Here is a 21,771-nt window from a genome sequence, read left to right as displayed (position 1 = left end):
AGGGCGAGATGAGTTCCAGACGCGTATCCGTTTGTGCCGGGTTCGCCTCCCGCCAATACCGATACCCATGACCACTACGAACGCACCAGAACCTACCACCGCGGTTCCCGCCGCTGTGCAGACCTTCGACAGCTTCGGCCTGGACGCGCGCATCCTGCGCGCCCTGTCCGAGCAGGGCTATACCTCTCCCACGCCGATCCAGGCGCAGGCCATTCCGGTGGTACTGATGGGCAAGGACGTGATGGGCGCCGCGCAGACCGGCACCGGCAAGACCGCGGGCTTCGCGCTTCCCATCATCCAGCGCCTGCTGCCGCTGGCCAACGCCAGCGCCTCGCCGGCGCGCCACCCGGTGCGCGCGCTGATGCTGACGCCGACGCGCGAGCTGGCCGACCAGGTCTACGACAACGTCGCCCGCTATGCCAAGCACACCGACCTGCGCAGCACCGTGGTGTTCGGCGGCGTCGACATGAACCCGCAGACCGACGCGCTGCGCCGCGGCGTCGAGATCCTGGTGGCCACGCCCGGCCGCCTGCTCGACCACGTGCAGCAGAAGTCGGTGAACCTGTCGCAGGTGCAGATGCTGGTGCTCGATGAAGCCGACCGCATGCTCGACATGGGCTTCCTGCCGGACCTGCAGCGCATCATCAACCTGCTGCCGGCGCAGCGCCAGACGCTGCTGTTCTCGGCGACGTTCTCGGCGGAAATCAAGCGGCTGGCGTCCAGCTACCTGAAGCAGCCGGTCACCATCGAAGTGGCGCGCAGCAACTCGACCAACGAGAACGTGCGCCAGGCGGTGTACCAGGTCGAGGACGGCCACAAGCAGGCCGCCGTGGTGCACCTGCTGAAGCAGCGCGCGGCGCAGGGGCTGTCGCGCCAGTGCATCGTCTTCGTCAACAGCAAGATCGGCTGCTCGCGGCTGGCGCGGCACCTGGAACGCGAAGGCATCAACGCCGCCGCGATCCACGGCGACAAGACCCAGACCGAGCGCATGCAGACGCTCGACGGCTTCAAGAGCGGCACCATCGATGCGCTGGTTGCCACCGACGTGGCCGCGCGCGGGCTCGACATCCCCGACATGCCGTGCGTGATCAACTTCGACGTGCCCTACAGCGCCGAGGACTACGTGCACCGCATCGGCCGTACCGGCCGCGCCGGCGCCAGCGGCGACGCGCTGTCGATCTATGTGCCGGGCAACGATGAGCGCCTGCTGTCCGATATCGAAAAGCTGATCAAGCGCAGCATCCCGCGCGGCAAGCTGGAGGGCTTCGACCCCACCGGCGAGCGCACCCGCCAGGCCGACGGCGAGCGCCGCCGCGAACGCAGCGACGTGCGCCGCCCGCGCGGCAACGGCGACAGCGAAGAGCGTCCGCGCCGCCACGACCACGGCGCCAATCGCCAGACCTTCCGCGCCTCGGACGACCCGTTCTTCTCGCGCCCGTATGAGCCCAGCCCCGCCAGCGCGGCGCAGGCCAAGGCCGCCGACGAAGTCGCCGCCGCGCTCACGCGCGGCCGCCAGGCGCCCAAGCGGCCGGTGGCGGCCTTGCTGGGCGGCGTGCCGCGCAAGTCCTGAACCGAGCGTTGTTCCGATGAATGATGGCCCGCCTGCGCGGGCCATTTGTTTTTTGGGGCTAGACCTGGGCGGGCAGCGCGGCCAGCCGCGCGCGCCAGCCATCGGTGGCCCGCGCCAGCCAGTCGGCAACATTGCCGGCGGGGTTCGACAGCCCCAGGTGGGCACCGGCTTCGCGCAACGCCTCCAGCGGTGCGTGGGTATCGATCGCCTGCGCGCCGCTCTGCTTGCTGAGCTTCTCCCCGAGCCGGTTCACCACCACCGGCACGTGCAGGTAAGCCGGCGTGGGCAGCCCCAGCAGGTGCTGCAGGTGGATCTGCCGCGGCGTGGAGTCGAGCAGGTCGGCGCCGCGCACGATATGCGTGATGCCCTGCAGGCCGTCGTCGACCACCACCGCCAGCTGGTAGGCCCACAGCCCGTCGGCGCGGCGCAGCACGAAGTCGCCCAGCTCGGTTTCCAGGTCCTGGCACTGGCGTCCCTGCCAGCGGTCGTCGAAGCAGACCATCGCGGCCGGCCCGTCCGGCACGCGCACGCGCCATGCGCGCGGCAGCTTGCCGTTCAGGCCGTGGCGGCAGGTGCCGGGATAGCCCAGGGTCTGGTGGCGCTCGCGCACGTGCACCAGCGAATCGGCGATCTCCTTGCGCGAGCAGCCGCACGGGTAAAGCTGCCCCGCGGCATCGAGCCGGCGCAGCGCTTCGGCATAGTGACGTTCGCGCCGGCTCTGCCACACCGGTGGCTCGTCGGGCGTCATGCCGACGCGCGCCAGCGTGTGCAGGATGTCGTGGTCCGCGCCGCGCACGCAGCGCGGCGTATCGATGTCTTCGATGCGCACCAGCCATTGCCCGCCGTGCGCGCGGGCGTCGAGCCAGCTGGCCAGTGCGGTGACCAGCGAACCCATGTGCAGCGGCCCGGTGGGCGAGGGTGCGAAGCGCCCGCGATAGCCGGGCGCGGCGACCTCCGGCGCCGCCGTTGCGGGAATTCTTGCGCTTGCGGCCGTTCCTGCCATCAGGCCACCCCTCAGCCGGCGAAGTCCGGTTGCTGCAGCAGCGCCTGCGCCAGGCGCGGGTCTTCCAGCTTGCCGGCCCACCACTGCAGCGCCTTGCCGCGGTTGCTGGTGCGCCAGGCCACCTTGAAATTGCCGGGCGCGCGCACCTCGACGGTCTCGCGCGCCTGCAGCACGCCGCTCTCGATATGCGGCTGCGCCATCGGCGCCGGCAGCCAGCCGCAGCCCAGCCCGCGGATCTGCGCTTCGAGCTTGTCGCGCATGGTGGGGACCACCAGCACGTCCTGCCCGGCCAGCACGCCATGGGTGCGGGCCGGCAGGTTGCGCGAGGTATCGCCCACCGCGACGATGCGGTGCTTGGCGATCTGGATGGTGGTGAGCGGGCCTTCCTCGGTCGCCAGCGGGTGGTGCGCGGCCACGGCGAAGACGAAGGGCATGGTCCCCAGCGGCCGGATCTGGAAGCCCTGCGTGCTGGGCGCGTCGTAGGCGCCGCCGATCACCAGGTCGGCGCGGTTGCTGACCAGCGCGTCCCACGCGCCGCCCAGCACTTCCTTGGAAAAGCGCAGCCGGGTGGCGGTGTTTTCGGCATAGAAGTCGTGGATCACCGGCAGCAGGGCGCGGAAGTTGATCAGGTCGTCGACCACGAGGGTGAGGGTGGCCTCCCAGCCGGTGGCCAGGCGCTTGACGCGCCGGGCCAGGTCGTCGGCTGCGTGCAGCAGGTGGCGGCCTTCGTCGAGCAGGGCGCGGCCGGCGGGCGTCAGCTCGGCGCGATGGCGGCGCCGGTCGAACAGCAGCACGTCCAGGTCTTCTTCCAGCTTGCGCACCACGTAGGTCAGCGCGGAGGGGACCTTGCCCATCTCGTGGGCAGCGGCGGCAAAGCTGCCCTTGCGTTCGATGGCGTCGAGGACTTCGAGGGATTCTAGCGAGAGGGCCATGTTCAGAAATTCTGAATGACTGCTTCTAAGGCGATCCCCGTAAATATACGCCTGAAGGCCTAAACTGCCTAGCATCCAAAGCGAAGACGTATGCCGCAGCACGGTTCTCCAGACGGTGCTGTCGGCGAAAAGGCTCAAGGGGGGCCATCAAAATGATTGAAATCAGAAAGTCCGCAGAGCGTGGATACGCCGATCATGGCTGGCTGAAGTCCTATCATTCGTTCTCGTTCGCCGACTACTACGACCCGCAGCATGTGCAGTTCGGGCCGCTGCGCGTGATCAACGAAGACCGCGTCGCGCCGGGCATGGGCTTTGGCACCCATGGCCACCGCGACATGGAAATCATCAGCTACGTGCTGGAAGGCGAGCTGGCGCACAAGGACAGCATGGGCAACGGCAGCGTGATCCGCCCCGGCGACGTGCAGCGCATGAGCGCCGGCACCGGCGTGCGCCATTCGGAGTACAACCACGCCGCGCACGACACCACCCACTTCCTGCAGATCTGGATCGTGCCGGCGGAGAACGGCATCGATCCCGGCTACGAGGAAAAGCATTTCGACGCGGCTGACAAGCGCGGCAAGCTGCGCCTGGTGGCCAGTGCCGACGGCGCCGACGGCTCGGTGCTGGTGCACCAGGACATCCGGCTCTACGCCGGGCTGTTCGACGGCGACGAGGCCGCCGCGCTGGCGCTGGCGCCGGGCCGCCGCGCCTATGTGCATGTGGCGCGCGGCCGGGTGACGGTCAACGGCAAGGCGCTCGAGGCCGGCGACGCGGCCCGGCTGGAAGACGTGGCCGAGGTCGGACTGTCGGGCGGCGACGGCGCCGAGGTGCTGGTGTTCGACCTGCCCTGACATTGTTTACAGCCGCAGCGAGAGCCCGCCCCATGGCGGGCTTTTGCCTTTTGCACGGCGCGCCGGGGGTGCCTGCGGGGAGCGCTGTGCTATCTTCTCGCTATGCATTGCGCCTGTGCCGGCACATCACCGGCAAGCCCGCGCCGGCAGCCAGAACGGGCCGGCGTGCCCTTGGAGCACCCCGTACCAAGATGACCTTTGTTTCCATTCTCCTGGCGCTGATTGCCGAGCAGTTCCGCGCCCTGGGCCGCAACAACCCGATCTACGAGATCGTGCGCGCGCTCGGCGACCGCGCCGAGCACGCCTTCGACACCGGCCGCCCGCGCGACGCCGCGCTGGCGTGGCTCACCGTGGTCCTGCCGCTGACCCTGGCGGTGATCGTGGTGCACTACCTGCTGGCCTCGATCAGCGTGGCGCTGACGCTCGCGTGGAATGTGCTGGTGCTGTACATGACGCTGGGCTTCCGCCAGTTCAGCCACTACTTCACCGATATCCACGAGGCGCTCAACCGCGACGATGTCCACACCGCGCGCACGCTGCTGCACGAGTGGACCGGGCTCGACACCGTCGAGATGCCGGTGTCCGAAATCGTCCGGCATACGCTGGAAGCGGCGATCATCGCCGTGCACCGGCATGTGTTCGGCGTGTTCTTCTGGTTCCTGGTGCCGGTCGGCCCTGGTGGCGTGGTGCTGTACCGCACCGCCGAATACCTGGGCCGCCACTGGAACCTGCCGTCGACCGAGCGCAGCCCGGCGCTGGGACGCTTCGCCGCGCGCGCCTTCTACCTGCTGGACTGGATCCCGTCGCGGCTGACCTCGATCGGCTTTGCCATCGTCGGCAACTTCGAGGACGCGGTCTACGCCTGGCGCAACCATGCGCGCAAGTGGAACGATGCCGTCAACGGCATCCTGCTGGCGAGCGGCGGCGGTGCGCTGGGCGTGCGGCTGGGCACGCCGCTGGCCGAGGACGATTCCACCGTGGTGCTGCGCACCAGCGTGGCCGGCCCGGCGGTGGACTACGCGCCCGGCATGGAAGACGCCGAAGGCATCAACGGCGGCCCGGAGCCGGCGCCGCCCGAGTTCGGCACCGAACCCGGCGTGCGCACGCTGCAGTCGGCGGTGGGGCTGGTGTGGCGCGCGGTGGTGCTGTGGATGCTGCTGCTGGCGATGCTGTCGCTGGCGCTGTGGGTGGGCTGAGCGGCGTTTTGCAAGCCCGCCCGGCCGGTTGCGGCCGGATGGTTGACACCTGCTAGTCGCGCGCCGCTCCGCAGCGCCAGCACGCACCAAACTGCGACTCGTGCCATTCGCCGCAATGGCGGCATTGCCAGCTGGGCCCCGGCACCGGGTTGGCCGCGGCATTGAGCACCGCCCACGCCTGCGCCTCCATCTCGTCATCGACCAGCCACACCTGCGGCGCACTCTCGCGGAACGGGATCTCGCCGGTCGCGCCGGCCAGCCAGGTATTGCGCAATTCCGCGCGAATGCCGGCCGCGCGCAGCACATTCTGGCAATGGGCCGCGTGAACGAGGGACGTGGCGGACAGCAGCAGTTTCATGGCGGCGCACCGGGAACCCAGGTGCACTCACCTTACCACGGCTTCACCACGGTTTCTGCTGGCTGGATTCGTGCAGCAGCTGCGTGTAGAGCTGGTGGCGGCGCTCGGAAATGGCGCCGGACGCCACCGCGGCCAGCACGCCGCAGCCCGGCTCGTTCACATGGTGGCAGTTGTAGAAGCGGCACGCCGTCAGCCGCGGCCGGAATTCCGGGAACGCGCGTTCCAGCATGCCCTCGCTGAGGTGGTAGAGGCCGAATTCCTGGAAGCCCGGCGAATCGATCAGCGCGCCCAGGCGGCCATCCACGGTGCCCCAGTCCTGCGGCAGGTGATACAGCCGGGTGAAGGTGGTGGTGTGCTTGCCGGAATCGAGCTTGGCCGAGATCTCGCGCGTCTGCGCATCGACGCCCGGGATCAGCAGGTTCAGCAGCGACGACTTGCCCATGCCAGACTGGCCGATCAGGATGCTGGACAGCCCCGCCAGGCGCGGCTTCAGCGCGGCCAGCGCCTGCACCGGGTCGGCGCGCACCGACAGTTCCAGCGTGTCGTAGCCCAGCCCGCGGTACAGCGCGAGGCGCCCACGCGCTTCTTCCAGCCGCTCGGGCAGGTCGGTCTTGTTGAGCACCACCAGCGGCCGGATCTCCAGGGCCTCGGCCGAGACCAGTGCACGCCCGAGCAGGTCTTCGGAGAAGCCCGGCTCGGTGGCCAGCACGATGATGACCTGGTCGATATTGGCCGCCAGCAGCTTGGACTTGAACTGGTCCGAGCGGTGCAGCAGGTTCTTGCGCGGCGCGACCCGGGTGATCACGCACTGGTCGGCGGCGGCGCGCTCGACGCTGACGTGGTCGCCCACCGCGCAGTCGCTCTTCTTGCCGCGCGGGAAGGCATGCATGCGCATGCCGTCGCCCAGCTCGACCACGTAGTGGCGGCCATGGGCGGCGATGATCAGCGCGGATTCGGTGGGGTTGCCGGCGCCGGTGCCGCCGCCGGCGTTGCGGTGACGCGTGGCGCGGCTCATGCGTGCGCCAGCAGGCGGTCGATCCGCTGCGCGGCGGGCGGATGCGAGTAGTAGAAGGCGCTGTAGAGCGGGTCGGGCGTCAGCGTCGAGGCGTTGTCCTTGTACAGCTTGACCAGCGCCGAGACCAGGTGGTTGGCGTCGGTCTGGTCGGCGGCAAAGGCGTCGGCCTCGAATTCATGGCGGCGCGACGACTGGCTCGACAGCGGCCCCAGCAGGAAGGTGAACACCGGCAGCGTCAGGAAGAACAGCACCAGCGCCAGCGCGCTGTTGGACACGCCCAGGTTGGGCGCCACCCCCAGCCCGGTGTAGAACCAGCTGCGCGTGGCCAGCCAGCCCAGCAGCGCCAGGAACACCAGGCTCAGCGCGAAGGTCACGACGATGCGCTTGGCCACGTGGCGGCGCTTGAAGTGGCCCAGCTCGTGCGCCAGCACCGCCTCGATCTCGTCGCCGGACAGGCGCGCCAGCAGCGTGTCGAAGAAGACGATGCGCTTGGCGGCGCCGAAGCCGGTGAAGTACGCATTGCCGTGCGCGCTGCGCTTGCTGCCGTCCATCACGAACAGCCCCTTGCTGGCAAAGCCGCAGCGCTGCATCAGGCGCTCGATGCGCTGGCGCAGCGAGGCGTCGTCGAGCGGCTCGAACTTGTTGAACAGCGGCGCGATAAAGGTGGGGAACACCACCAGCAGGAACAGGTTGAAGGCCATCCACACCAGCCAGGTCCACACCCACCACAGCGAGCCGGCGCGGTCCATCAGCCACAGCACCGCCAGCAGCAGCGGCAGGCCCAGCGCGCTGGCCACCAGCAGCATCTTGACCAGGTCGACCAGCCACAGCCCGAAGGTCATCTTGTTGAAGCCGAAGCGCTGCTCGATGCCGAACTGGCCATACAGCGAGAACGGCAGGTCGACCAGGCCGCCGATCACCGCCACGCTGGCGACCAGCGCCACGCCGTAGGCATAGCCCGGGCCGAAGGCTTCCAGCCAGAACTGGTTGAGCCACTGCAGCCCGCCCAGCATGGTGAAGGCGATCAGCACCGCGGCGCCGGCCAGCACTTCAAGCATCGACAGCCGCGTGCGGGCGATGGTGTAGTCAGCCGCCTTCTGGTGCGAGGCCAGGCTGATGGTGTCGGCAAAGCGTGCCGGCACCGCATGGCGGTGCTGCGCGACATGGCGCACCTGGCGCGCGGCCAGCCACAGCTTGGTCAGCACCATCAGCACCAGGGCGGCGAGAAAGACAATCGTGAACATCGGCAAGCGCCTTGTGGGTGCGGGCCCCCGGCGTTGCAGCCGACGGGTGCCCGTGGGGACCGCGCCGCGGGGTGGGGCAGGCGGCGGTCCGGGAATTCCGAAAACGGCGCCGCGCAGGTGCGCAGGCGGGCCGTTCCGGACGGATATGCGAGAATTATAAATTGTTCGCGCCCGGCGCCGCCGCGGCCGCTTTCCCCAAATCCCTATCTGCCGCAGTCCTGATGACAAGCCAAGCCGCCGCCAAATCCGTCAAAAGCGAAAACAACCTGATCTGGCTGGACATGGAAATGACCGGCCTGCAGCCGGATACCGACCGCATCATCGAAGTGGCGGTGGTGATTACCGACTCCGAGCTCAACATCCTCGCCGAAGGCCCGGTGCTGGTGATCCACCAGAGCGATGCCGTGCTCGACGGCATGGACAACTGGAACAAGGGCACCCACGGCCGCTCGGGCCTGATCGACAAGGTCAAGGCCTCGACCCTGACCGAAGCGCAGGCCGAGGCCGAGCTGCTGGCCTTCCTCAAGCGCTGGGTGCCGGCCGGCAAGTCGCCGATGTGCGGCAACTCGATCTGCCAGGACCGCCGCTTCATGGCGCGCTACATGCCCAAGCTGGAGGCCTTCTTCCACTACCGCAACCTCGACGTGTCGACGCTCAAGGAGCTGTGCAAGCGCTGGGAGCCGGCCGTCCACAAGGGCTTCGTCAAGCGCCAGCTGCACACGGCGCTGGCCGACATCCTGGAATCGATCGAAGAGCTGCGCTACTACCGCACGCACTTTATCCGCCACGCCGCGCCCGGCGCGGCGCCGGCTGCCGAGGCACCGGCCGCCGATACGCCGGCCGCCGATACGCCGGCCGCCGATACGCCGGCCGCCGATACGCCAGCCGCCGATACGCCGGCGCAGTAAGCACAGCGCGGCTCCCGCCAGTACACCTTCCATTCCCCGCGCCGTCCCCATGCAGGCGGCGCGCTGCCCGTCCGCCTGCCCATGTTCGAGCGCATCGTTTCCATCATCACGCCGGTCATCCTGATCATCCTGGTCGGGTGGCTGTACGGGCGCAAGGCCCATCCGGACATGGCGGGCATCAACCGCGCCACGCTGGACGTGATCGCGCCGCTGCTGGTGGTGTCGGCCTTCGTCAGCAAGGACTTCGTGCTGGCCGAGCAGCTGGTGCTGCTGGGTTGCGCGGTGGCGGTGGTGCTGGGCTCGGGCGTGCTGGCGTGGGCGCTGGCGCGCTGGATGCAGGTCGATCCGCGCACCTTCGTGCCGCCGATGATGTTCAACAACTGCGGCAATATGGGTTTGCCGCTGTCGGTGTTCGCCTTCGGCCCGGCGGGCCTCGCGCCCGCGGTGGCGCTGTTCGCGGCGTCGAACCTGATGCACTTCACCATCGGCATGAAGATCGTCAACCGGCATGCGTCGCTGGCGCAGATCGCACGCAACCCCATGGTGCTGGCCACCGTTGCGGGCGTGGCGCTGGCGCTGGCGCGGCCGTGGTTCACGCTGCCGGACCCGGTCTACCAGTCGGTCAAGCTGCTGGGCGATGCCACCGTGCCGCTGATGCTGTTTGCGCTGGGCGTGCGCATGAAGGACGTGAGCCTGCGCAACTGGGGCATGGGGCTGGTGGGTGCGGCGGTGTGTCCGCTGGCGGGCATTGCGGTGGCGCTGGCGCTGGTGCAGTGGGTGCCGCTGACCGAACTGCAGCGCGGGCTGCTGTTCGTGTTTGCGGCGCTGCCGCCGGCGGTGCTGAATTTCCTGGTGGCGGACCACTTCCGGCAGGAGCCGGACCAGGTGGCGTCGATCGTGCTGCTCGGCAATATCGCCGCGGTGGTGTTCGTGCCGGTGGGGCTGTACCTGGGCCTGCGCTGATCAGGGCCTGCGCCAGGCGGGCGGCCCGCGCGGCGCGTGCCGGCGGGCGGGGGGCGTTCGGTCAGGCCGCGGGTTTGGCGCGCACGGCGTTCTTGGGACGCCACGCCTTGACGATGGCCTCGTCGGTTTCCATGTAGGGGCCGCCGATCAGGTCGATGCAATACGGGACCGCGGCAAAGATGCCTTGCACCACCGGCTTGCCGTCGGCGTCGCGCAGGCCTTCCAGCGTTTCGCGGATCGCGCGCGGCTGGCCGGGCAGGTTGATGATCAGCGCGGCGCGGCTGGCGGTCTCGCGGATCACCGCGACCTGGCGCGACAGGATCGCGGTCGGCACGAAATGCAGGCTGACCTGGCGCATCTGCTCGCCAAAGCCGGGCATTTCCTTGGTCGCCACCGCCAGCGTGGCCTCGGGAGTCACGTCGCGGCGCGCCGGGCCAGTGCCGCCGGTGGTCAGCACCAGGTCGCAGCCGGCCACGTCGACCAGCTCGATCAGCGTGCGCGAGATCTGCGCCTGTTCGTCGGGGATCAGGCGCTCGACCGCCTGCCAGGGCGAGGTCAGCGTGCGCCCGAACCAGTCGCGCAGCGCCGGGATGCCCTCGTCCTGGTAAGTGCCGGCCGAGGCGCGGTCAGAGATCGAGACGAAGCCGACGACGAGTTCGTCGGGATGGTTGCGGACAACCGGCTGCGTGGTCTGGGTCATGCCTCGGGCTCCGGGGTAGGGGGTTGGTCCGCGGCGGCGCCGGCCTTGCCGTCCTTCGCGTCCAGCGCCGACTTGATCGCCTGGAACAGCTCGCGGAAATAGCGCGGCGGCTTGCCCAGCTCTTTTTCCTTGCGCGCATTGCGGATGGTATTGCGCAGCGCCTGCACGTCGATGCCGGGATGCTCGGCGAGGAAGCGCGTCAGCGCCGCGTCGTCGGCCAGCAGCAGCTCGCGCCAGCGCTCGATCAGATGCATGCGCGCGGTCTCGGCCTTGCTGGTGCCCTTGAAGCCCTCCAGCGCTTGCCGGATCACCTCGACCTCTTCGTCCTCGAGGCCGCGCATGATCTTGCCGACATACTGCATCTGGCGGCGCTTGCCTTCGTGGCTGTTGATGCGGCGCGCCGCGTGGATGGCGTCGGCCAGCGCTTCGGGCATGGGCACGCGCGCCAGGCGGTCCTTGGCCAGTGCCTCGAGCTCGGCGCCAAGGTCCTGCAGCGCGGTCATGTCGCGCTTGCGCTGCGACTTGCTTTTCGGTTCGTCGTCTTCCGGTTCGGGCGCAAAGCCTCCGGGAAAGCGCGAGCCTTGTGGGTTACGGGAATTTCGCGTCATGCCCGGCATTTTATCTTGCTATGATTGCCGCTTGGACTTTTGATGACACCCCGCCCAGCATGGACCAGATCGCCGAACAGACCGCGCATTTCACCTACACCCAGGCCCAGCTCAGCGAGATGGCCGCCGATGTGCTGCGGGTGGCACGCGAACTGGGGGCGACCGACGCCGCCACCGAGATCTCGGAAGGCAGCGGCCTGTCGGTGTCGGTGCGCAAGGGCCAGGTGGAGACCATCGAGCAGAACCGCGACAAGGTGGTCGGCGTCACGGTGATGATCGGCAAGCGCCGCGGCAACGCCAGCACCTCGGACTTCTCTCCCGCCGCGCTGCGCGCCACCGCCGAGGCGGCCTACAACATCGCCCGCTTCACCGCCGAGGACGACTGCGCCGGCCTGGCCGAAGAAGAACTGCTGGAGCGTGCGCCGCAGGACCTGGACCTGTTCCACCCGTGGGCGCTCGACGCCGAAGCCGCGATCGACATCGCCGCGCGTGCCGAGGCCGCGGCGTTCGCGGTCTCGCCGCGCATCCGCAACAGCGACGGCGCCAGCGTGTCGGCCCAGCATTCGCAGTTCGTGCTGGCAACCACGCGCGGCTTCAGCGGCGGCTACCCGTATTCGCGCCACTTCATCTCGTGCGCGCCGATCGCCGGCAGCGGCAGCGGCATGCAGCGCGACGACTGGTATTCGTCCAAGCGCACGCCGCTGGCGCTGGCCGCGCCCGAGGACATCGGCCGCTACGCCGCCGAGCGCGCGCTGGCACGGCTGCAGGCGCGCAAGCTGTCGACGCGCCGCTGCCCGGTGCTGTTCGAGGCGCCGCTGGCAGCAGGGCTGCTGGGCGCCTTCGTGCAGGCGGTGTCGGGCGGCGCGCTGTACCGCAAGTCCACCTTTTTGTGCGATTCGCTGGGCCAGGCGGTGTTCGCTCCCCATGTCCAGATCCATGAGCAGCCGCATGTTCCCGGCGCCATGGGCAGCGCCCCGTTCGACGAAGAAGGCGTGCGCACGCGCGAGCGCGACGTGGTCAAGGACGGCGTGGTGCAGGGCTACTTCCTCTCCACCTATTCCGCGCGCAAGCTCGGCATGCAGACCACCGGCAATGCCGGCGGCTCGCACAACCTGACGCTTTCCAGCAACCTGACCCAGCCCGGCGACGATTTCCCCGCGATGCTGCGCAAGCTCGGCACCGGCCTGCTGGTGACCGAGCTGATGGGGCAGGGCGTCAACTACGTGACCGGCGACTATTCGCGCGGCGCGTCGGGCTACTGGGTCGAGAATGGCGTGATCCAGTATCCGGTCGAGGAAATCACCATCGCCGGCAACATGGCCGAGATGTTCCGGCAGATCGTCGCGATCGGCGCCGATGCGCTGGTGCGGGGCACCAAGGAAACCGGGTCGATCCTGCTTGAGCAGATGACGATCGCCGGCAATTGATCCGCGCGCGCCGCCCAAAGAAAAAGCAGGCCGGACGGCCTGCTTTTTTATTTGCGCAATGCCTTACGACTCGTCCGAAGGCGGCCGCTCATACGTGACGAAGGCATAGTCGAAGCCATTGGCCTCCGAATGATGCGTTTCGCGCGCGGTTTCAATCCACTGGGTGCGGTCGATTGGCGGGAAGAACGCATCGCCTTCCACATCCGCATCGATCTCGGTCACCACCAGCCGGTCCGCGCTCGGCATGGCTTCGGCATACAGCTGCGCGCCGCCGATCAGGAAAATCTGCTCGGCGCCGACGCACAGCCGCTGCGCATCTTCCAGCGACGTCGCCACCTCGGCGCCCTCGATGCGCAGGTCCGGGTTGCGGCTGACCACGATGTTGCGGCGCCCCGGCAGCGGGCGGCCGATCGAGTCCCAGGTCTTGCGCCCCATGATCACGGGCGCGCCCATGGTGGTGCGCTTGAAATGCGCCAGGTCTTCCGGCAGGCGCCACGGCAGCGTGTTGTCGCGGCCGATGGTGCCGTTGCGGGCGCGGGCGACAACCAGGGTCAGCAGCGTCATACGGCCACCGGTGCCTTGATGGCGGGGTGCGACTGGTAGCCAACCAGCTCGAAGTCTTCGTAGCGGTAGTCGAAGAGGCTGTCGGGCTGGCGCAGGATCTTCAGCTGCGGCAGCGCCAGCGGCTCTCGCGCCAGCTGGGTCTGCACCTGTTCGAAGTGGTTGTTGTACAGGTGGCAGTCGCCGCCGGTCCAGATGAAGTCGCCCACTTCCAGCCCGGTCTGCTGCGCCATCATGTGGGTCAGCAGCGCATAGCTGGCGATATTGAACGGCACGCCCAGGAAGATATCGGCGCTGCGCTGGTACAGCTGGCACGAGAGCCGGCCGTCGGCCACATAGAACTGGAAGAACGCATGGCAGGGCGGCAGCTTCATGCGCGGGATGTCGGCCACGTTCCAGGCCGACACGATCAGCCGGCGCGAGTCCGGGTTGGCGCGGATCTGCGCCACCAGCTCGGAGATCTGGTCGATATGGCGGCCGTCCGGCGCCGGCCACGAGCGCCATTGCGAGCCGTAGACCGGGCCCAGTTCGCCATGCTCGTCGGCCCACTCGTCCCAGATGGTGACGCCGTGCTCCTGAAGCCAGCGCACGTTGGTCGAGCCCTGCAGGAACCACAGCAGTTCATAGATGATCGACTTCAGGTGCAGCTTCTTGGTAGTGACCACCGGGAAGCCTTCGCGCAGGTCGAAGCGCATCTGGTAGCCGAACACCGAGCGCGTGCCGGTGCCGGTGCGGTCGGCCTTGTCGGTGCCATGTTCGTAAACATGGCGCATGAAGTCGAGGTACTGTTTCATCGGCGCGGGGCGGGATGGAAGAGGTGGCGCGGGCCCTGGGCCCGCAAAGCTGGCATTTTAAAGCAAGAAGGGCCGCCCCTTTCGGACGGCCCTTCTTTTGCGGCAGGGCCAGGGCACCAGGCCCTGGCGCCGGGGCAGCTTTAGTGGCTGCCGGCCGGTTCCTGCTGCTGCCCGCGGCGCTTCTGCACCAGGTAGCCGGCGCCCAGCACGCCGCCGACGATCAGCACGTACAGGCCCCAGTTGACCACCGGGTTGGCTTCGAAGAACGCCTTGACCATCGGCTCGTGCACGATCATCTTGACCGCCGTGAACGCCAGCACGCCGGCACCCACGTAAATGATGACCGGGAAGCGGGCCATCAGCTTGAGCACCAGGCTCGAGCCCCACACCACGATGGGGATGCTGATCAGCAGGCCCAGCACCACCAGCAGGAAGCTGCCGTGCGCGGCGCCGGCCACGGCCAGCACGTTGTCGACGCCCATCACCGCGTCGGCGATGATGATGGTCTTCATCGCACCCCACAGCGTCGACGCGCCGGAGCCATGCCCTTCTTCGCCGCTGTCGTCGGACAGCAGCTTGTAGGCAATCCACACCAGCGCCAGGCCGCCCACCAGCATCAGCCCCGGAATCTTCAGCAGCCAGACCACGCCGATCGTCATGGCCGAGCGCACCACCACGGCACCCACGGTACCCCAGATAATGGCCTTCTTCTGCAGGTGGGGCGGCAGGTTGCGTGCCGCCAGCGCGATCACGATGGCATTGTCCCCGGCCAGCACCAGGTCAATGACGACGATCGACAGCAGGGCCGTCAGGAACTGCATCGTGAACAGATCGGTAAACCACTCCATGAACTCTCCTCAGGTACGAATCAGCGCAAAGCGCGCGCATTGGGTTCGACTGGATTCACGTGCATGGGAGCATGGGGGCGCCTTTGCAAACCATGAAGTCCAGGTTGCAAAGGTCTTGCTCGACCACGGGCGCGGTATGCACGCCGGTAGTCAGCACAACCGGGGACTGCGGTCCCGGAATGACGATTGTGCTAAGGGCATAAGCCCCGGAGCTACTCCCCTTTGAGGGACACGGCCCGTTCAGGGGCCGCGCTGGGCCGGATTATAAACGAACTGCAAGGGACATGCCGCATTAGGAAAGATACTGACTCAAGTTCGCCGGGATGGCGTAATCGGCATGCCGCGGCGGCCATAGGGGCTGCGCGATCCGCGGGATCGGCCTATCCTTTAGGTTCGGCTCCGACCGATGCGTCCCGGACAGCACAGGGGGCGCATTGCGGAGACCGGCGCGCACGACATGCACAGCGCGGCCTTGGGGAATACGCAGTGAAGCAGTGCCCATTTGCGACCACACAAGGAAACGACATGCCGGCTGTCCCGAACCCGCCGAACCCGCCCTCACATCACAAGACCCCGCAGACATCCCTCCCGCCCCTGAACCACCATAACGGCCACGCCGCGGCGCCGCCCGCGCTGGTGGCGCTGGCCAATGGCCGCGCGCAGCGCCCGCCGCAGCCCGAGTTCGTGCAGCAGTACCGCGAAGACAGCGGCGCGCTGCGCGAGCAGGTGCTGTCCGGCCTGCGCGCCGCGCAGGCGGCGATCAGTCCCAAGTTTTTCTACGACGTGCTGGGTTCGCGCCTGTTCGAAGCCATCACCGACCTGCCCGAGTACTACCCGACCCGCACCGAAGCCGCGATCTTTGCCAGCGCCGCGCCGGCCATCGCGGCGCGCGCCGGCAGCGGCTGCGTGCTGGTGGACCTGGGCGCCGGCAACTGCGAGAAGGCGGCGCGGCTGTTCGGCAGCCTGCGCCCGGCGCAGTACGTGGCGGTGGATATCTCGGTCGAGTTCCTGCGCGCGACGCTGTCGTCGCTGCAGCAGCAGCATCCCGAGATCCCGATGCTGGGGCTGGGCGCCGACCTGTGCACGCCGTTCGACCTGCCGGCCAAGGTCAGGCGCGGCCGGCGCCTGTTCTTCTACCCGGGCTCCAGCATCGGCAATTTCGCCCCGGTCGAGGCCCTGGCGCTGCTGCAGCGCCTGCGCGGCGCGGCCGGGCGCGGCGACGGCGTGCTGATCGGCGTGGACCTGCACAAGGACGAAGCCACGCTGGTATCGGCCTACGACGATGCGCTGGGCGTGACCGCGGCGTTCAACCGCAACGTGCTGCGCAACGTGAACCGCATCGTCGGCACCGACTTCGCGCTCGACGACTGGCGCCACCAGGCCAGCTTCGACCGCGCGGCCTCGCGCATCCAGATGCACCTGCAGGCGTGCCGCGACGTGCGCGTGCAATGGGACGGCGGCACGCGCGAGTTCGCCGCCGGCGAGCGCATCCATACCGAGGATTCGTACAAGTACCGCCCGGACGATTTCGCGCTGCTGCTCGAAGCCGCCGGCTTCGACGACCCGGTGTACTGGTCCGACCCGCGCGGCTGGTTCGCGGTGTTCCACGCGCGCGGCTGAGCAGCGCGCAGGTTCGGTAGTGTCATAATGGCCGCAGTCCGGCGTGGCGTGCCACGGCGCGCCGGGGCCGGGCCGCGGCGTGTCCGGATGCCTGCCTGTCCACCCCCATTTCCCTGCGCGGACTTCCCCGATGAGCGGCTTTCCCATGCTTCCCGATCTCTACTTCACCGGCGGCAAGGCGACGTGGTCGGACCCGCGCCGGCTGCCGCGCGAAGCGCTGGCGCAGGCACTGGTCGACGCGCGCGCGCGCACGCTCGCGTGGCTGGCGCCGTTCGGGCAGACGCGCCGCGCCTGGGACGTGCCGCGCCAGTACGATGCCGACCCGCCGCTGTGGACGCTCGGCCATGTGGCCTGGCATGCGGAGTGGTGGTGCCTGCGCGGCGTGCGCCAGGTCGACCGCGGCGGCGTGCCGGTGCCGGTGGCGTCCGAGCCGTCGCTGCTGGACGGCGCCGATGAATGGTTCGACCCCGACCGCATCGGGCCCGACGAGCGCTGGGAGATCACGCTGCCCGACGTCGCCGTGGTCAAGCGCTATGCCGCCGACGTGCTCGACGGCGTGCTGCGCCGGATCGCGCTGCTGCCCGACGACACCGACCTGACCCTGTACCCCTACCGCCGCGCGCTGCTGCATGAAGACGCGCAGGGCGAAGGCGTGGCCGCGCTGCTGCAGGCGCTCGGCCTGGCCCCCGCGGAGGGCGCCGGCGCCACTGCCGCGCCGGCGGCCGGGCATGGCGGCACGCTGCATTTCCCGGGCGGTCGCTTCACGCTGGGCTGGAGCGATGCCGACGGCTTTGCCTGGCCCGACGAACTGCCGCCCCAGCCGACCTACGTGCCCGCGTTTGAAATCGACATGGCGCTGGTCAGCAACGCGCAGTTCCTCGAGTTCGTCGAGGACGGCGGCTACGAGCATCCGGCCTGGTGGTCGTCGGCGGGACGGCAGTGGCTGATGACGCAGGAACGCTCGGCGCCGCGCTACTGGTCGCGCCATCCGGAGTCGCGCGCGTGGATGCTGGAACGCTTCGGCACGCTGCGCACGCTCAATCCCGACGAAGCGGTGCGCCATGTCACGCTGTACGAAGCGCAGGCGTGGTGCGTCTGGGCCGGGCGGCGCCTGCCGGCGGAATCGGAATGGGAACTCGCCGCGACCCAGAACCGCGGCCTGCAGTGGGGCGCGCTGCGCGAGTGGACCGCGACGCCGTACGAACCCTACGCCGGCTTTGTCGCCGCGCCGTCCGACGGCGAGATGGCGGGGCGCTTCGGCACGCACCAGGCGGTGCGCGGCGTGTCGTTCGCCAGCCCGGCACGGCTGCGGCATGTGCGCGCGCGTTGGGCGCGGCTGCCCGAGGACGACCTGTCCTTCATCGGCTTCCGCACCTGCGCGCTGTAGCGCGGCGCCGGCCATAAAAAAACAGGGCACCCGAGGGTGCCCTGTGTGCTGCGCAGCGGGTGCGCTCAGCGCACCGCGCGATCAGCGCTCGTAGCGCGAGCGGCTGTTGCGGTTGCCGCCGCCATTGCCACCGCCGTTGCCGCCGAAGCCGCCGCCATTGCCGCCAAAGCCACGGTTGCCGTCGCGGTTGCCGAAGCTGCGGCCTTCGCCGTTGCCGGCATTGCCGCGGTAGCCGCCGCCGGTGCCGCCGCCGTTGCCACGGCTGTCGCCGAAGCTGCGCGCGCCGTCGCGGTTGCCGAAGCCGCCGCGGTTATCGTCGCCGAACGGGCGGCCGCCTTCACGGTTGCCGAAGCCGCGGGCGCCGTCGCTGGCGCCGCGGTAGCCGGTGCCCTGGCCGCCCTGGCCCCGGTAGCCGCCTTCACGGTTGCCAAAGCCGCCGCGGTTGTCGTCGCCGAACGGGCGCGCGCCTTCGGTGCGGTTGCCGAAGCCACGGCTCTCGCCGCTGAACTTGCGCTCGCCGAAGCCGGTGCGGTTCTCGCCGCCGCCGAACTTGCGGTCGCCGAAGCTGCGTTCGCCGCCACGGTAGCCGCCGCCATTGCCGCCGCGGAAATCACCGCGGCCGCCGCCCGGCTTGCCGCCGAAGTTGGAACGCGGCTTGGGCGAGCGGCGCGGCTCCAGGCCTTCGATCACCGAAGCGTCGATGCGCTGGTTGGTGAAGCGCTCGATGCGCTTCCACTGGAACATGTCGTTGTGGTTCACCAGGTTGATGGCGGTGCCCGAGCGGCCCGCGCGGCCGGTACGGCCGATGCGGTGCACGTAGTCCTCGGCCTGCTTGGGCAGGTCGAAGTTGACCACGTGGGTGATATCGGGCACGTCGATGCCGCGCGCGGCCACGTCGGTGGCCACCAGCACGCGCAGGTTGCCGCGGCGCAGCGCGGTCAGGGTGCGGTTGCGCGCGCCCTGGGTCATGTCGCCGTGCAGCGCGCCGGCGGAGAAGCCGGTGTCCGACAGGCGCTCGGCCAGCGAATCGGCATCGCGCTTGGTCGCGGTGAAGACGATGGCTTGCTTGAGCGTCGCGTCGCGCAGCAGGTGGTCCAGCAGGCGCTCCTTGTGCGACATGTCGTCGGTGAAGTGCAGGCGCTGCTCGATATGGCTCTGGTCGGCGCGGGCCGCGGCGATCTCGATGCGTTGCGGATCCTTCAGCTGGCGCGAGGCCAGCTGGGCGATACGCGCATCCAGCGTCGCCGAGAACATCAGCGTCTGGCGCGAAGCCGGGGTGGCATTGACGATGGCGTCGATGTCGTCGGCAAAGCCCATGTCGAGCATGCGGTCGGCCTCGTCGAACACCAGCATCTGCAGCGCCGACAGGTCGATGCGGCCGGCGTCGATATGGTCGAGCAGGCGGCCCGGCGTCGCCACCAGGATGTCAGGCATCTTGGCCAGCGCGGCCAGCTGCTTGGGGTAGGGCATGCCGCCCAGGATGCTGGCGCAGACGATGCGGCGCAGGTTGCGGCCGTACTTGGCGGCAGCCTCGGTCACCTGCAGCGCCAGTTCGCGCGTCGGCGTCAGCACCAGCAGTGCCGGCTGGGCCGGCGACGGGCGCGGGCGCTTGCCCTTCATGCGCTTGGCGGGCTCGGTGGCACGCTGCGGCGCGGGCATTTCGCTGATGCGCTGGATCGCCGGCAGCATGAACGCCGCCGTCTTGCCCGAGCCGGTCTGGCTCGAGACCAGCAGGTCGCGACCGGCCAGGAAGGCCGGGATGGCCTGGGCCTGCACCGGCGTGGGCGTGTTGTAGTTCAGTTCGGAGAGCGCGCGCAGGATGGCCGCGTCGAGGCCAAGCGTGGCGAAACCGCTTTCCACGGCCGGGGCTTCTTCAACTGCCGGGCTGGGGTTGAGCAGGGCGTCGAGCTTGTCGAGCGGGCTCTGGGCAGCGTCGGAAGTGATCGAAGCGTCGGTCGCGGAGGCAATAGCTTGCTCCGCACGAATGTCGTGCTGGGTCATGTCGGAATGGTCAAATAAATGCATGGCACCCCGAAACGCATCATGGGGTGGGCGCAGTGCAAAGTCTTAAAAAGGCTTCGGCGCCAATCGGTGAGGCCGTTACGACAGACACAGCTGGCAGTACGGCGGCAGGCAGGGCGGTGGCTGGTCCCGCTAGGCGGTCCGGCCGTATCCCTGGCAGGCAAACAGCTCAGGTTTCAGGCTGTTCAACAGGATCGGAGACGAGGCGACGTCAGGTGAGCGGTGCGTTCTGCTGGGCGGCTGGGGCCATATTGTGATGACTAGGCGTCCGGCAGCGAGGAAACAGAGCTTGGGAGGGCAGCGGATTCGCCGCGGCAGGAAGCCGGGCGCTTGGCGGATCTCACAGTTGCGAAACTCACGGCGCGGATTATAGCAGAGTGCCAGAATTTTGTTGCACTGCGAAAACGTAACCGGATATGTCAGCGGCGCTGCACCCGCGCAGCGGGCGCTTGCCGGCTGGTTGAAAGCGGAAACGCCCCGCCTATACTTTAGGCGCGAGCACACAGGATGCCCGCACGGGGCGGACGAAAACGTTCCCGCTTGACCTCCTTCAGCGGCATTGCGCCGCTGTTCGCGGCAAGCACTGCGGTCATTGACTCCAGTCGCCAGTCTTCCTGCGACTCTCCGGGTGGTCCGGATGGGCGTCCGCGTCATGGGCGGAATCATGGGAAGCCTGCATGGATACAGAATGACCGAACTGCTGACCGCGTGACCCGGGCGGTCCGGGCCCGTCCGCATCCAAAGCCCGCCAGCGATGGCGGGCTTTTCATTTGGGGCATGTCACGAGCGGCGGTAGCCGCTTTCATCCGGCCCTTGCCGCGCGCACCACCACCACCGACACGTTGTCGCGCCCGCCCGCGTCGAGCGCCAGGCGCACCAGCTCCGGCGCGGCCTGCGCCACATCGTGCCGCGCCAGCACCGCCGCGATCGTGTCGTCGTCGACCTCGTTGCTCAGGCCGTCGCTGCACAGCAGGAAGATGTCGCCATCGGCGACGTCGTCCAGCCATTGCTCCGGCTCCAGTGCCGGCGTCGCGCCCACCGCGCGCGTGATGGTGTTGCGCGTGGGATGGCGGCGCGCCTGCTCTTCCGTGATCCATCCGGTTGCCAGCAGCTGCCCGGCGTAGTTGTGGTCGCGCGTGAGGCGCGCCAGCTGCCCGCCGCGCAACCGGTACAGCCGGCTGTCGCCAGCCCACACGCAGGCACAGCGGCCGTCCGTGGCCAGCAGCACTACCACCGTGCTGCCGATACAGCGCACGCCCAGCCGCGCAGCCTCATCGACCAGCTCCCGGTTCACCGCCTGCAGCGCCGCGTGCGTGGCGCCGAGCCGGTCTTCCAGCGGTCCCTGCGCGGGCAGCGCCGCCAGCGCTGCCACCACCGCCTGGCTGGCGACATCGCCGAGCGCGTGCCCGCCCATGCCATCGGCCACAGCCCACAGCGCCTGCGCGGGCCGGTCCAGGCACGCGTCCTCATTGCGCGCGCGCACATGGCCGACGTCCGTGCACGCCGCCGAGGTCCATTGAAACTGCGAGTCCATGCCTGATCTTGTTTCCGCTGCGCGCCCATGGCGCCAGTGCACCGACGCACGGCCACTTTGCCGGGCCGGCCGGGTGCGGATTTTGATATACTCCCGCCCGTCTCCAGGATCACCGCGCCCGCGGCTCACCATCCATCCTGGCAGTCCTGTCCCTCGCCGTAGTTCAATGGATAGAACGAGCGCCTCCTAAGCGCTAGATACAGGTTCGATTCCTGTCGGCGGGACCACAG

The 21,771-nt window shown here is 69.0% G+C and carries 20 protein-coding genes and 1 tRNA gene; 9 read left to right on the top strand and 12 right to left on the bottom strand.

Translation table 11 applies throughout. From position 1 onward, the window contains the following. Positions 1 to 67: 67 nt before the first annotated feature. Positions 68 to 1,570 carry a DEAD/DEAH box helicase gene (locus CBM2594_RS12045; RefSeq protein ID WP_116357017.1) on the top strand — a complete coding sequence of 501 codons (1,503 nt, stop codon included), beginning with the start codon at positions 68 to 70 and terminating at the stop codon, positions 1,568 to 1,570. A 58-nt stretch (positions 1,571 to 1,628) separates the two neighbouring features. On the opposite strand, the gene gluQRS is transcribed toward CBM2594_RS12045, so the two are convergent. Continuing rightward, on the bottom strand, positions 1,629 to 2,573 hold the full coding sequence (gluQRS, locus tag CBM2594_RS12040; protein WP_116357016.1) for a tRNA glutamyl-Q(34) synthetase GluQRS: 945 nt from the start codon (positions 2,571 to 2,573) through the stop codon (positions 1,629 to 1,631). Between the two features lie 11 nt (positions 2,574 to 2,584). Beyond that, the gene (locus CBM2594_RS12035) at positions 2,585 to 3,505 is read right to left on the bottom strand and encodes a LysR family transcriptional regulator (RefSeq protein ID WP_116357015.1); all 921 of its coding nucleotides are present in this window, start codon (positions 3,503 to 3,505) and stop codon (positions 2,585 to 2,587) included. Between the two features lie 152 nt (positions 3,506 to 3,657). Between CBM2594_RS12035 and CBM2594_RS12030 the strand changes: the two genes are divergently transcribed. Together CBM2594_RS12030 and CBM2594_RS12025 are read left to right on the top strand one after the other, a co-directional pair. Continuing rightward, the gene (locus CBM2594_RS12030; RefSeq protein WP_116357014.1) at positions 3,658 to 4,356 is read left to right on the top strand and encodes a pirin family protein; all 699 of its coding nucleotides are present in this window, start codon (positions 3,658 to 3,660) and stop codon (positions 4,354 to 4,356) included. 191 nt (positions 4,357 to 4,547) lie between these two features. Then, entirely contained in the window at positions 4,548 to 5,552 is a 1,005-nt protein-coding gene (locus tag CBM2594_RS12025) for a CobD/CbiB family protein (protein WP_116357013.1), read from the top strand. Positions 5,553 to 5,604: 52 nt separating this feature from the next. Here the strand turns inward: CBM2594_RS12025 and CBM2594_RS12020 are convergent, their stop codons facing one another. The 3 genes from CBM2594_RS12020 to CBM2594_RS12010 are packed head-to-tail and all read right to left on the bottom strand — an operon-like array spanning position 5,605 to position 8,169. Then, positions 5,605 to 5,910, bottom strand: coding sequence for a putative signal transducing protein (locus CBM2594_RS12020; protein WP_116357012.1), 306 nt, complete (start codon positions 5,908 to 5,910; stop codon positions 5,605 to 5,607). A gap of 43 nt (positions 5,911 to 5,953) precedes the next feature. Then, entirely contained in the window at positions 5,954 to 6,925 is a 972-nt protein-coding gene (gene rsgA, locus CBM2594_RS12015) for a ribosome small subunit-dependent GTPase A (RefSeq protein WP_116357011.1), read from the bottom strand. After that, a complete protein-coding gene (locus CBM2594_RS12010; protein WP_116357010.1) occupies positions 6,922 to 8,169 on the bottom strand; it encodes a M48 family metallopeptidase in 1,248 nt (415 codons plus the stop codon). Before CBM2594_RS12010 ends, rsgA begins: the two co-directional genes overlap by 4 nt. A gap of 221 nt (positions 8,170 to 8,390) precedes the next feature. Between CBM2594_RS12010 and orn the strand changes: the two genes are divergently transcribed. Together orn and CBM2594_RS12000 are read left to right on the top strand one after the other, a co-directional pair. Continuing rightward, a complete protein-coding gene (orn, locus tag CBM2594_RS12005; RefSeq protein ID WP_116357009.1) occupies positions 8,391 to 9,077 on the top strand; it encodes an oligoribonuclease in 687 nt (228 codons plus the stop codon). An 81-nt stretch (positions 9,078 to 9,158) separates the two neighbouring features. Next, positions 9,159 to 10,040, top strand: coding sequence for an AEC family transporter (locus tag CBM2594_RS12000; protein ID WP_116357008.1), 882 nt, complete (start codon positions 9,159 to 9,161; stop codon positions 10,038 to 10,040). Between the two features lie 61 nt (positions 10,041 to 10,101). On the opposite strand, the gene mog is transcribed toward CBM2594_RS12000, so the two are convergent. Next, complete coding sequence (gene mog, locus CBM2594_RS11995) at positions 10,102 to 10,740, bottom strand: molybdopterin adenylyltransferase (protein WP_116357007.1); 639 nt, start codon at positions 10,738 to 10,740, stop codon at positions 10,102 to 10,104. Beyond that, complete coding sequence (gene yjgA, locus CBM2594_RS11990; RefSeq protein WP_116357006.1) at positions 10,737 to 11,357, bottom strand: ribosome biogenesis factor YjgA; 621 nt, start codon at positions 11,355 to 11,357, stop codon at positions 10,737 to 10,739. The genes mog and yjgA overlap by 4 nt, the downstream gene beginning before the upstream one ends. Positions 11,358 to 11,407: 50 nt before the next feature. Here yjgA and pmbA point away from each other — a divergent pair, with 50 nt between their 5' ends. After that, positions 11,408 to 12,775, top strand: coding sequence for a metalloprotease PmbA (gene pmbA, locus CBM2594_RS11985; RefSeq protein ID WP_116357005.1), 1,368 nt, complete (start codon positions 11,408 to 11,410; stop codon positions 12,773 to 12,775). Between the two features lie 63 nt (positions 12,776 to 12,838). Here pmbA and CBM2594_RS11980 read toward each other — a convergent pair whose 3' ends face one another. The 3 genes from CBM2594_RS11980 to CBM2594_RS11970 all read right to left on the bottom strand — a co-directional run bounded on the left by CBM2594_RS11980 (position 12,839) and on the right by CBM2594_RS11970 (position 14,978). Next, positions 12,839 to 13,339 carry a dihydrofolate reductase gene (locus CBM2594_RS11980; RefSeq protein ID WP_116357004.1) on the bottom strand — a complete coding sequence of 167 codons (501 nt, stop codon included), beginning with the start codon at positions 13,337 to 13,339 and terminating at the stop codon, positions 12,839 to 12,841. Further along, the gene (locus CBM2594_RS11975) at positions 13,336 to 14,130 is read right to left on the bottom strand and encodes a thymidylate synthase (RefSeq protein WP_116357003.1); all 795 of its coding nucleotides are present in this window, start codon (positions 14,128 to 14,130) and stop codon (positions 13,336 to 13,338) included. The genes CBM2594_RS11980 and CBM2594_RS11975 overlap by 4 nt, the downstream gene beginning before the upstream one ends. Positions 14,131 to 14,270: 140 nt before the next feature. Then, positions 14,271 to 14,978, bottom strand: a complete 708-nt coding sequence (locus tag CBM2594_RS11970) for a TerC family protein (protein ID WP_116357002.1) — start codon at positions 14,976 to 14,978, stop codon at positions 14,271 to 14,273. A 525-nt stretch (positions 14,979 to 15,503) separates the two neighbouring features. On the opposite strand from CBM2594_RS11970, the gene egtD reads away from it, so the two are divergent. Both egtD and CBM2594_RS11960 read left to right on the top strand, forming a co-directional pair. After that, on the top strand, positions 15,504 to 16,598 hold the full coding sequence (egtD, locus tag CBM2594_RS11965) for an L-histidine N(alpha)-methyltransferase (protein WP_116357001.1): 1,095 nt from the start codon (positions 15,504 to 15,506) through the stop codon (positions 16,596 to 16,598). 130 nt (positions 16,599 to 16,728) lie between these two features. Continuing rightward, complete coding sequence (locus tag CBM2594_RS11960) at positions 16,729 to 17,985, top strand: SUMF1/EgtB/PvdO family nonheme iron enzyme (RefSeq protein ID WP_116357000.1); 1,257 nt, start codon at positions 16,729 to 16,731, stop codon at positions 17,983 to 17,985. A gap of 81 nt (positions 17,986 to 18,066) precedes the next feature. Here CBM2594_RS11960 and CBM2594_RS11955 read toward each other — a convergent pair whose 3' ends face one another. Next, positions 18,067 to 19,986, bottom strand: a complete 1,920-nt coding sequence (locus tag CBM2594_RS11955) for a DEAD/DEAH box helicase (protein ID WP_116356999.1) — start codon at positions 19,984 to 19,986, stop codon at positions 18,067 to 18,069. Between the two features lie 823 nt (positions 19,987 to 20,809). Beyond that, positions 20,810 to 21,541, bottom strand: a complete 732-nt coding sequence (locus CBM2594_RS11950) for a PP2C family protein-serine/threonine phosphatase (RefSeq protein ID WP_116356998.1) — start codon at positions 21,539 to 21,541, stop codon at positions 20,810 to 20,812. A 152-nt stretch (positions 21,542 to 21,693) separates the two neighbouring features. Here CBM2594_RS11950 and CBM2594_RS11945 point away from each other — a divergent pair. After that, positions 21,694 to 21,768: transfer RNA gene (locus CBM2594_RS11945), tRNA-Arg, on the top strand. The last annotated feature ends 3 nt before the right edge of the window (positions 21,769 to 21,771 follow it).

The sequence above is a fragment of the Cupriavidus taiwanensis genome (genome assembly GCF_900249755.1).
Taxonomy (GTDB): Bacteria; Pseudomonadota; Gammaproteobacteria; order Burkholderiales; family Burkholderiaceae; genus Cupriavidus; species Cupriavidus taiwanensis_D.
Note: the sequence above shows the minus strand (reverse complement) of the source record. Positions and strands in the feature narration are given on the sequence as shown.